This window comes from Lishizhenia sp., assembly GCF_033720595.1.
GTDB lineage: Bacteria > Bacteroidota > Bacteroidia > Flavobacteriales_D > Crocinitomicaceae > Lishizhenia.
The window spans coordinates 1-10,915 of sequence record NZ_JAWWCF010000100.1 but is presented as its reverse complement, the minus strand read 5'-3'; the positions used below and the strand labels follow the sequence as shown (position 1 = coordinate 10,915).

Genomic DNA, 10,915 nt, shown 5'->3' with positions numbered 1-10,915 from the left:
CCAGGGGTTGCAGAAAGAAATAAACGATCTTAGAAAGTATAAAAAACATACATACAAAACTAGTTCAATTCCATCTTAAATATTCGTCATACATAAAATAAAAATTTACCAACGCTTATCAATTAGGACCTCAGAAGATTTTAGTTCCCAGCTAAAATTCTTATTATTATACCGAAACAATTAAACAGTTATGTCAGAAGCACAAAATTTATTTGATGAATACTTACCATTAGTTATATCGTGGGGTATTCAAATTATTACTGCGTTAGTCATCCTAGTTGTAGGTTTATGGTTAACTAAATTCATCACAAAGAAAGCTGATTCCTTAATGGGAAAAAGAGATGTTGATGCAGGATTGAGAACATTTATACGTTCATTGATCAACATACTGCTAAAACTATTAGTCTTTATTACTGCCATTACGCAATTAGGTTTTGAGATGACTTCTTTTGTAGCCATCTTAGGTGCTGCAGGTTTGGCCGTTGGTATGGCTTTCAGTGGAACTTTAAGCAATTTTGCTGGAGGAGTTATGATTTTAGTTTTCAAACCTTATAAAGTTGGAGACTTTATTGAGGCGCAAGGCGTGTCTGGAACGGTACAAGAAATTCAAATCTTCAACACTATCTTAACGAAGTTAGATAATAGAACGATTTTCTTACCAAACGGACCAACAGCGAGTGGAACAATTACGAACCTTACTAGAAACGAAGTAAGAAGAGTAGACTTTTCTTTTGGTATTGCCTACGGAGAAAGCTATCCATTAGCTGTAGAAACGATCAAAAATGTAGTTGCTACGTGCGATAAGGTAATCGACGAACCAGCTCCATTCTACGGTTTAGGAGAACTTGCAGATTCATCTGTAAACATTACCGTTAGATTATGGTGTAAAACTCCAGATTACTGGGATGTATATTTCTACATGAATGAGAAGATATATGAAGCCTTTGAAAACACAGAAGGATTAAGTATTCCTTTCCCTCAAATGGATGTTCATATGGACAAAGTAAATTAAGAATAGACTTACCTTAAATACACAAAAACGCAGCTCCATTGAGCTGCGTTTTTTTATGCTTAATAATGGCATTATTGGTTCATTACTACACTGTCTTAGATCTTCAAAAAAACCTTTGCTCAACGCACGAATCCAAACGCATGTTAAAGTCATTTTTTACGGCACAAAAAAAGTGCTAATTCTCGTCAGCACTTTTAATATAGTTCGTCTACTAAGCTTTAAGCGTACATTTCCTCTTGTAACTTAGCAATCTTTTCGTCTTTCAAATACTCATCGTAGGGCATCATCTTATCAATGTAACCATTCGGAGTAATTTCAATAATTCTTGTTGCAACAGTATTCACCAATTCGTGGTCATGAGAAGTAAACAAGATTGTTCCTCCAAAGTCAGACATACCATTGTTCAATGCAGTAATAGATTCCAAATCCAAGTGGTTTGTTGGTTCGTCCATCATCAATAAGTTGGCTTTCGCTAACATCATTCTCGATAACATACAACGTACCTTTTCACCTCCTGATAATACGTTAGATCCTTTCATTGCTTCTTCACCAGAGAATAACATTTTCCCTAAGAAACCTCTTAAGTAAACTTCGTCCTTCTCTTCGTCTGTCATGGCGTAATTTCTTAACCAATCCACCAAACTTTCTTTTGATTGGAAGAAGTCGTGGTTCTCATTTGGTAAATATGCTGTAGAAATAGTAGTACCGTAGTTAAACTCTCCAGCATCTGCTTCCATCTTACCGTTTAAGATCTCAAACAAAGCTGTTAATGCCAATGAGTTCTTAGAAATGAAAGCAATCTTATCTCCACGTTGAACGTTTACGTTCAAGTTTTTAAATAACTGTTGACCGTCAATTGTTTTAGACAATCCTTCAATGTGTAATATTTGATCTCCTGCTTCTCTTTCTTGTTCAAAAATGATGGCTGGATATCTTCTAGATGAAGGTTGGATTTCATCCAAGTCTAATTTATCCAACAACTTACGTCTACTCGTTGCTTGCTTAGATTTAGAAGCATTGGCAGAGAAACGAGAGATAAATTCTTGTAATTCTTTCTTCTTCTCTTCTGCTTTCTTGTTCTTATCTGCTCTCTGGCGCGCTGCCAATTGAGAAGATTGGTACCAGAACGTGTAGTTACCTGTAAACAAGTTGATTTTTCCGTAGTCGATATCACAAATGTGCGTACACACTGTATCCAAGAAGTGACGGTCGTGAGATACAACAATCACGGTGTTTTTAAAGTCTAATAAGAAATCCTCTAACCAAGAAATTGTTTTCAAGTCCAAGTCATTGGTAGGCTCATCCAGAATCAATACGTCTGGGTTACCGAATAAAGCCTGTGCCAACAACACACGTACTTTTAATTCATTCGATAACTCCTCCATTTTCACGTAGTGCTTCGATTCATCAATACCTAAGTTAGAAAGTAAAGTAGCTGCATCCGTTTCGGCATTCCATCCTTCCATGTCCGCAAACTCACCTTCTAATTCAGAGGCACGCATTCCGTCTTCATCATTAAAATCAGGCTTTGCATACAAAGCATCCTTCTCTGTCATGATATCGAACAAACGCTTGTGCCCCATAATTACGGTTTGCAATACTTCGTACTCATCAAATTCAAAGTGATCCTGTTTCAAAACAGCCATACGTTTACCTGGCTCTAAATCCACTCTTCCTTTGTTGGCATCCTGATCTCCCGTCAATATTTTTAGGAAGGTAGATTTCCCCGCTCCATTGGCACCTATTACTCCGTAACAGTTTCCATTTAAGAACTTTAGATTTACCTCATCAAATAAAACGCGTTTACCAAATTGAAGTGTTAAATTGCTTACTGTAATCATGTGTACTATAAAATTTGGCGCAAAGATAGGGTTTCTAATTCAGAATGAAGCATTAAGAAAAGATAATGTAGGTTTTCTATCGTTTAGCAAACATTTTCTACAGGATTTTAGGACATAGAAATCGATTTAAAGAGCTCTCCCATGAAATATTGCCCTAATAAAAAAGGTCCCACCCAAAGGAGTGAGACCATAAAAACAATGTATTTTTTCATTTATTGAACGATTAGTTTTTCTCTATATATATTTCCATCGCTAGTTTGAACTACAAGAATGTATGTACCCGATTTCAAATTAGGCAATTGTATTTCTTTGCTCGCAACTAATTCAGAAGAACTTCCTTTCATATCTATAACTTTTAATGAAGAAATTGTTACCGTTTCTGGTAGGTTTAAAGTTATTGAAGCATTTCCTTGAACCGGATTGGGGGATACATTCATTTCATTTTGATCAAAACTATCTATACCGGAATAATTCTCATTTGCTTTGCCAAGCATTTGAATCGACTGAAAATCTAGAGGCCAATCACTTCTATTTTCTGTAAAATCACCGCCTACAATTAATTCTCCATCTACAAATTCTATATCATTCACATTGTTGTCTACACACATTACAAACTCAAATATACCGGTTATTAAGTTAATCCTGAGTACACCTCTTCCACCATCGTACGGACTAATTGATTTTTCAACATCTCCTGCAGCATACAACCAGTTCCCGATAATCTTAGTAGAATATATAAATGAATTATAAACTGTATTTTGATATGGATTGTACAAATAACTTAAATTAATAATTGCTTGATTGGTTCCTAACACATAACGCGTAATCAGAGGTTTAGAAAAGTCGTCGCTAGAATTTAGCTCAGCATTTCCTGACAAGATTACTGAAGTGCCATGAGGTTGAATATTATACACTTTGTCGATTATATTTTCATGAACAGTGACGTACTGATTATTATGCCACAATAGTACATTGTTCGCCAAAATGATTGTATCCTCATTCACCAATCTAAGAGAATCAAAATCTCCACCGAAACTTGTTTTTTCTCCCAAATAACCTCCATTCATCGTATACAACTCTCCATAAATTTCCGCATATAATGAAACAGAGTCATTTAAAACACTATAAACTTCATAAGCATGCAACTCACCGGTAACCGGAATTCCTACAAAAAAATCATCTTTCCATCCCGTAATAATAGTAGAGTTGGTATTTATTCGCTGGGGGATTTCCTTTAAACTCCAACTACCATTCTTAAACTCAGCATATGGATAATGTACTCCGTTTTCTTCAAAATCTCCGAAAACTCGTAAAAAAGGCTCTCCACTCATGTATCTAAAAAAATGCACTCCCTCAACTATACCATCTAGTCCTGATCCAAAGCAAGAAAAATTACCCTGTTTATACATTCCTATATTAACACACTGAATACCTCCCAACTCCGTAAAATTTCCGGCAATTACCAAATCATTAGGATACTGCTGAGCAATGAATAAATCTACAACTTCACCGTTTGCTCCAGTTCCTAAATTAGACAAGGTAGTCATCGGTGCATAAGCAGGCTGTATCAACGCCAACTCTTGCACACTAAAACCATAGTCCTTTGCCCATTGCAACAAAGCTTCTGATTGGATTTCCTTGACATAGGCATAATTCTGTGTGCGTGCTATTTCTTTAGAGATTTCAGGATACCCTGTCTCCTTTACTAAATAACCTACAGCACAATGCACACCGTAGTTATCGATAAAGTAAGGTTGTCTTTCTACGTGATAATGATTTGTTGGAAAGACTTTACGTGCTGCATATCCCTCTAAAATGGAAATGGTGTTCATTCTATTTTCTAATTGCTCGGCAGACAAATGCTCTGTATTCTGAGCTTTCAATAAACGACAAACATTATCCAAATGATACGCTATACGTTCTGTGTCGTTGTTAAAGAAAACTTCTTCTTGAGGAAGTTGATCTTGGAAATAAGTCCATTGACTATTTACGGTTAACAAATGATTTTTCGCCCAACTTTTTATAGCTGGAGCTAGTTCTTGTGACCATACTATACTTGTAAGTATCACAAACATTAAAGTAATCGTTCTTTTCATATTTGGTGGTTTTTATTGAATTATTAGTTTTTCTCGAAGTATGCTTCCCGAATCTAAGGTTACTTCCAATACATAAGTTCCTACAGATAATTCTGGTAACATTATTTGATGTGTTTTAGGCAAAGCAGTTCGACTTCCTTGCATATCCACAATTGAAATTCTCTCAATATTTTCTTGTGTTGGAATTTGAAGGGTTAATTTACTACCTAGACTAATTGGATTAGGAAAAGTAAATAAGTACATATTATCTTCATGCTCTACCCCAACAAATTGATAATTATCCCATTTCACTAAATAATGATAAAATTTTCCTCCAATAACCATTTCTCCATTGTAAACTTCAATGCAACAGACAAGGTAATTAAACCCATTCTGACATGTAAATTCATTCGTTTTAAGGTCATAACTAAAAAAATGCCTTTGATAACCGATAAACTCATCTTTTGAATGTAAATATCCTCCAAAATAAAGTTGGTCATCTACAACTTTTATATCGTTAATAAATTCATATGTTATAAGCCCGAAGGTATCTGATAACGATGTTAAGTTTATAAGAGTACTTAAGTTCCCATTAGAAAACTTACACAATATTGGATTATTATCTACAGCATTTCTATAATGCAAACCACCTATGTACATTTCCTGATTCACCAATTCAAGACAATGAATTGAACTAGGTAAATCACTATCAAAGGTATGATAATTGGAGCTCTCTTCATCAGGTATTAATAGTCCTTTGGAATAAACTACTTGCCCTAATTCATGTACATAAATGAAATCAAAATCTCCACCGTAAGCACCATAATCAAGTGTATTGATTTCTCCAAAAACCTTCGCCTCAATCTCCCAACCGTCTGCTTGAGAATACGAATAAACCTCTTGGCGATGTTCTTGCTCCTTTACTTCAATTGAAACTCTAAACCCATCGGCTCCATCTGTTCTAGAACCTGCCATAGCAATTCGGTTAGATCGGTTTGGAATACCCAAAAAACTCCAAGCGCTATTTTCAAATTTTGCTACTGGATAAGTAATTCCATTCGATATAAACTCACCGTAAACAATCAACAAATTACTGTTTCCATCATAGTGAATAATACCTTTAGCATCTCCTTCAATTCCATTCCCAAAGCAAGAGTACACCCCATTTTCAAAGTATGCAATATTTGTACAAGGCCCATTTTCAACTTCTGAAAACTTTCCTACAACGGCCATTTTGTTATTGGAAGTTTTTAAATCTTTGACTTCTCCATTAGGAGCATTTCCCAATTGAGAAGTGTGATTTGTCGATGGATATGTAGGCTGTATCAACGCCAACTCTTGTACACTAAAACCATAGTCCTTTGCCCATTGCAACAAAGCTTCTGATTGGATTTCCTTGACATAGGCATAATTTTGTGTACGGGCTATTTCTTTAGAGATTTCAGGAAATCCTGTCTCCTTCACCAAATATCCGACGGCACAATGCACACCGTAGTTATCAATAAAGTAAGGTTGTCTTTCTGCGTGATAGTGATTCGTTGGAAAGACTTTACGTGCTGCATATCCTTCTAAAATGGAAATGGTGTTCTTTCTATTTTCTAATTGCTCGGCAGACAAATGCGCTGTACGCTGAGCTTTCAATAAACGACAAACATTATCCAAATGATACGCTATACGTTCTGTGTCGTTGTTAAAGAAAACTTCTTCTTGAGGAAGTTGATCTTGGAAATAAGTCCATTGACTATTAACGGTTAACAAATGATTTTTCGCCCAACTTTTTATAGCTGGAGCTAGCTCTTGTGAACATACTATACTTGTAAGTATCACAAACATTAATGTAATCGTTCTTTTCATATTTGGTGGTATTAATTCTTACCCACTAGAACGCACAAAAAAAGGGAAGCGTTGTAAACACCTCCCTTTTATCTAACATATTGTTAAACTTTCTTATTTCAAATGCTTAAAATTAATAGCATAAAGTAGAACCATGATTCCTCCTAAAATTGCAATGAAGAAAAGCATGATGCCTGACACGAGCGCTGCCGGCATAATTAAATACACACCAAACACACCCAACAAAGTATAAATCAAATACAAGTGAAAGCCTAATTTCTTAAGCTTAAAGAGCATTACTACTGCTGCTACACCTACCAAAACTGTAATGAGTTGAAGTACTAAATTTGAATAATACCCTTCGTTCATCAAGTAAAATAAATGATTCATTATCCCATCTAAAATAGAAATGGCCTCTTCCCCTCCTTCTTGAGCAGATAATTCTTCCATTGCATTTTCGAAATCAGGTCCTAATACTTCCTCTTTGTTAACCACAGGTTTTGCACTTAACAACCCTGTAATGGAACTATACAGACTTGAAATTAAATTCAATGCAGTTAATACCAATAATACAATTAAAAAAGGTGGTCTATCTTTCTTTTCTTCGTAGTGTTCTTCTATTACTTCGTCCATATTGCAGTAGCTTTTACTAGGTCTTTACTTTTTCTTAATTCCGCACCTAAAATTCTATCTTCTTCGATGAATGGAATTTCAGCCCTGAAATTAGCAATAATATTTTGAAGTGCTAAACTCGTTTTTAACGGCTTTCTAAATTCAATAGCCTGTGTTGCGTGTACCATTTCAATTCCCAAGATCTGGTAAACATTCTCTACCACACGGTGTAACTTCGTTGCCGCGTTGGCTCCCATACTCACGTGATCCTCTTGTCCGTTTGATGAATCAATTGTATCTACTGAAGCAGGTGTACACAACTGTTTGTTTTGAGAAACAATAGATGCTGCCGTGTATTGAGAAATCATCAATCCTGAATTTAAACCAGGATTAGCCACCAAGAATGCTGGTAAGTTACGTGTGCCAGAGTTTAACTTGTAAGATCTACGCTCAGAAATACTTCCTATCTCTGCCAATGCAATAGCCAAGAAATCTAAGATCAATGCCAATGGCTGACCGTGGAAGTTACCTGCAGAAACCACTTTATCTTCGTCAACGAAAATTGTTGGGTTATCTGTAACGGCGTTAATTTCTCTAGTTACCACATTTTTAGCATGCTGAATAGTATCCCAACTTGCACCCAATACTTGTGGTGTACATCTAAAACAGTAAGGATCTTGAACGTGTGCTTTTTCTTGAGCAATGATTTCTGAACCTGCTAACAAGTCCGTCATGATTTGCCCAACGCGAATTTGACCAATTTGATTTCTGATTTCATTTACCTCAGATCCAAAGGGCTCAATTCTTCCATCATACCCTTCCAAAGAAATAGCCGCAATTTTCAAGGCTTTTTCAAAGATATCTTCTGCCTTATTCACGCAGTAAGTACCGTAAGCACTCATGAACTGAGTTCCGTTCAATAAAGCCAAACCTTCTTTAGATTTCAACTCTATTCCTTCTAAACCGAATTCTTTATTTACATCAGCAGTATCCTTCAATTGTCCCTTGTGGTAAACTTTTCCTTCTCCAATCACTGCCAAAGCAATGTGTGCCAAAGGCGCCAAATCTCCAGAAGCTCCTAAAGAACCTTGTTGGTAAACTTGTGGTATAATGTCGTTGTTAAAGAAGAACAATAACCTTTCTATCGTCTCTAATTGCGCTCCAGAATTACCGTGAGATAATCCCATCGCTTTTAAGATCAACATCAATTTCACAATCTCTTGAGGCACCTCTTCTCCAGTTCCACAAGCGTGTGAACGAACAAGATTCACCTGTAATTGCTCTAATTTATCTGCAGAAACAACCGTGTCACACAAAGATCCAAACCCTGTGTTAATACCGTAAATAATTTCTTTCCCTTCAGCTACTTTTTGATCTAAATAAGCTCTACACTTTAAAATGGCAGCTTTTGCACCCTCTCCTAATTCTACCTTAACATTTCCTTCTGTTAAAGCAATTACTTCTTCTATTGTAAGTTCTTGATTGTTTAAATGATGAACCATCTTTATTTTAATTTATCTATCAATTGATTAATGTCTAATTCTTCTTGCTCTCCTGATTCCATGTTTTTCAGTTGAACAATTCCTTTCTCTATTTCTTGAGATCCTACCATGGCAACGTGCTGTACACCTCTATCGTTCGCGTACTTCATTTGCTTTTTCATTTTGGCAGATGTTGGGTAAAGCTCCGCATCTATTCCTGCTTGTCTTAGTTGAGAAACCAATTTAAAGCAGTGCTTTGCTTCAGCGTCTCCAAAGTTGATGAACAATACAGAAAGTCCTTTGGCTATGCTCGCTGGGAACAACTCCAAGGTATTCAATACGTCGTAAATTCTATCGGCCCCGAAAGAGATTCCAACACCCGACATATCCTTCATTCCAAACAAGGCTGTCAAGTCGTCGTAACGACCACCTCCACAAATAGATCCCATTTTCACACCATTGGCTTTCACCTCGAAAATAGCTCCCGTGTAGTAGTTCAATCCTCTGGCCAAAGTAACGTCGAATTCTAATTTAGCACGCTGTAAACCTACAGCATCTACCATCTCGAAGACGTACTCTAATTCGTCTATTCCTTTTTGTCCGATTTCACTTTCTGCTAACATCTCACGCATTTCTGCCATGATGCTCGCATTATCTCCATGCATAGCAAACAAAGGTTTGATTTTTTCAATTGCCGCTTCCGGAATCTCCTTCTCACGCAATTCTTTAATCACTCCTTCTTCACCTATCTTGTCTAATTTGTCAATCGCAACAGTAATGTCTATGATTTTTTCTTCTTGCCCCGTAATCTCTGCAATTCCAGAAAGTATCTTACGGTTGTTGATTTTTATACTGAAGTCAGGAATATTCAAATTCGTCAATACTTCATCAAAAATCTGAACCAATTCTACCTCGTACAACAAAGATTCAGAACCCACCACATCGGCATCACATTGTGTGAATTCTTGGTAACGTCCGTGTTGCGGTCTATCCGCTCTCCACACGGGTTGAATTTGGTAACGCTTAAACGGAAAAGAGAGATCATTCTGATGCTGTACCACAAAACGAGCAAAAGGTACAGTTAAATCATAACGCAAAGCTTTCTCCGCAATCTTCCCTGTTATCTTGTTCAGGTTAATTCTTTCTTCTAAAGGCAGTTTATCCAATACATTGTTGGTCAACGTAGAACTTACCTCTCCTTCATTTAACTTCGATAAATAATTTCCCGATCGCAAGATCTGGAACATCAACTTATCTCCTTCTTCACCGTATTTCCCCATCAATGTAGATGAATTCTCGAAACTCGGTGTTTCTATAGGTGCAAATCCAAACTTCTTAAATACCGTTGAAATGGTGTTAAAAATGTAATTTCTCTTCTCTACCTCTGCCGGTAAAAAATCTCTTGTCCCTTTTGGAATCGAAGGTTTCTGTGCCATGCTCGTAATTTTTAGGCAAAAATAAGAATGTAATGGAGACTTTTAGACACTTAGACACTTAGACTTTTAGAAATTTCTAATTTATTGGCCAGCTGTTCGGGCGCGCTATTCGCTCTACTGCGTTCTTGGCGACCTGGTTTTTCATTCCTTTCTTGCAAAGCTTCACAAGGTCGCTCTCCAATAAAGCATTCAAAAGCCAAGCCCCAACATCCGCGGTGCCGCTGCTATCGCTAACAGAAAACATTTAGTGACACTGAGAAGTTGACAAATCTTATTCTAAAAATGGTGGAACTGAATTTTGAAACTCGGAAAACTGTTTAACCTCTCTTAATAAGTTTTCATTTCTTTGGCTTAAATAAGGATATATATCAATTAACAAATACCGATTCATTTTCTCTTTGATTTTTCTATAACTAATGATATTATTGAATCTTAAATAAGATTCAAAATTTCTTTCGAATGGGATGTTATCAAGTGTGTTTTTATACAACATTTTAGGAAACTCTCTCTTCATATCATGAACTAAGTACCTCTCTCTTAACTCTGACAATTTAGCACCAGTTTTCATCATCTCAAAATATGAATCATGTAGTCGTTTTAAGAAGATACCCGATGTGGAAATTGT

General features: G+C 36.3%; 8 protein-coding genes. 1 reads left to right on the top strand and 7 read right to left on the bottom strand.

Annotated features, from left to right (window positions below):
* Positions 1–190: 190 nt before the first annotated feature.
* Complete coding sequence (locus tag R3333_RS08510) at positions 191–1,012, top strand: mechanosensitive ion channel family protein (protein WP_318958361.1); 822 nt, start codon at positions 191–193, stop codon at positions 1,010–1,012.
* A 218-nt stretch (positions 1,013–1,230) separates the two neighbouring features.
* Here R3333_RS08510 and R3333_RS08505 read toward each other — a convergent pair whose 3' ends face one another.
* The 7 genes from R3333_RS08505 to R3333_RS08475 form a co-directional block, all read right to left on the bottom strand.
* A complete protein-coding gene (locus R3333_RS08505) occupies positions 1,231–2,853 on the bottom strand; it encodes an ABC-F family ATP-binding cassette domain-containing protein (RefSeq protein ID WP_318958360.1) in 1,623 nt (540 codons plus the stop codon).
* A 212-nt stretch (positions 2,854–3,065) separates the two neighbouring features.
* The gene (locus tag R3333_RS08500; RefSeq protein ID WP_318958359.1) at positions 3,066–4,949 is read right to left on the bottom strand and encodes a T9SS type A sorting domain-containing protein; all 1,884 of its coding nucleotides are present in this window, start codon (positions 4,947–4,949) and stop codon (positions 3,066–3,068) included.
* Between the two features lie 12 nt (positions 4,950–4,961).
* Complete coding sequence (locus tag R3333_RS08495; RefSeq protein WP_318958358.1) at positions 4,962–6,782, bottom strand: T9SS type A sorting domain-containing protein; 1,821 nt, start codon at positions 6,780–6,782, stop codon at positions 4,962–4,964.
* Between the two features lie 93 nt (positions 6,783–6,875).
* Positions 6,876–7,394 carry a hypothetical protein gene (locus tag R3333_RS08490; protein WP_318958357.1) on the bottom strand — a complete coding sequence of 173 codons (519 nt, stop codon included), beginning with the start codon at positions 7,392–7,394 and terminating at the stop codon, positions 6,876–6,878.
* On the bottom strand, positions 7,382–8,881 hold the full coding sequence (gene hutH, locus R3333_RS08485; protein WP_318958362.1) for a histidine ammonia-lyase: 1,500 nt from the start codon (positions 8,879–8,881) through the stop codon (positions 7,382–7,384). The genes R3333_RS08490 and hutH overlap by 13 nt, the downstream gene beginning before the upstream one ends.
* The gene (hisS, locus tag R3333_RS08480) at positions 8,878–10,290 is read right to left on the bottom strand and encodes a histidine--tRNA ligase (protein ID WP_318958356.1); all 1,413 of its coding nucleotides are present in this window, start codon (positions 10,288–10,290) and stop codon (positions 8,878–8,880) included. The genes hutH and hisS overlap by 4 nt, the downstream gene beginning before the upstream one ends.
* Before the next feature lie 271 nt (positions 10,291–10,561).
* Positions 10,562–10,915, bottom strand: a 354-nt coding sequence (locus R3333_RS08475) for a hypothetical protein (RefSeq protein WP_318958355.1), incomplete at its 5' end; no start/stop codon positions are given.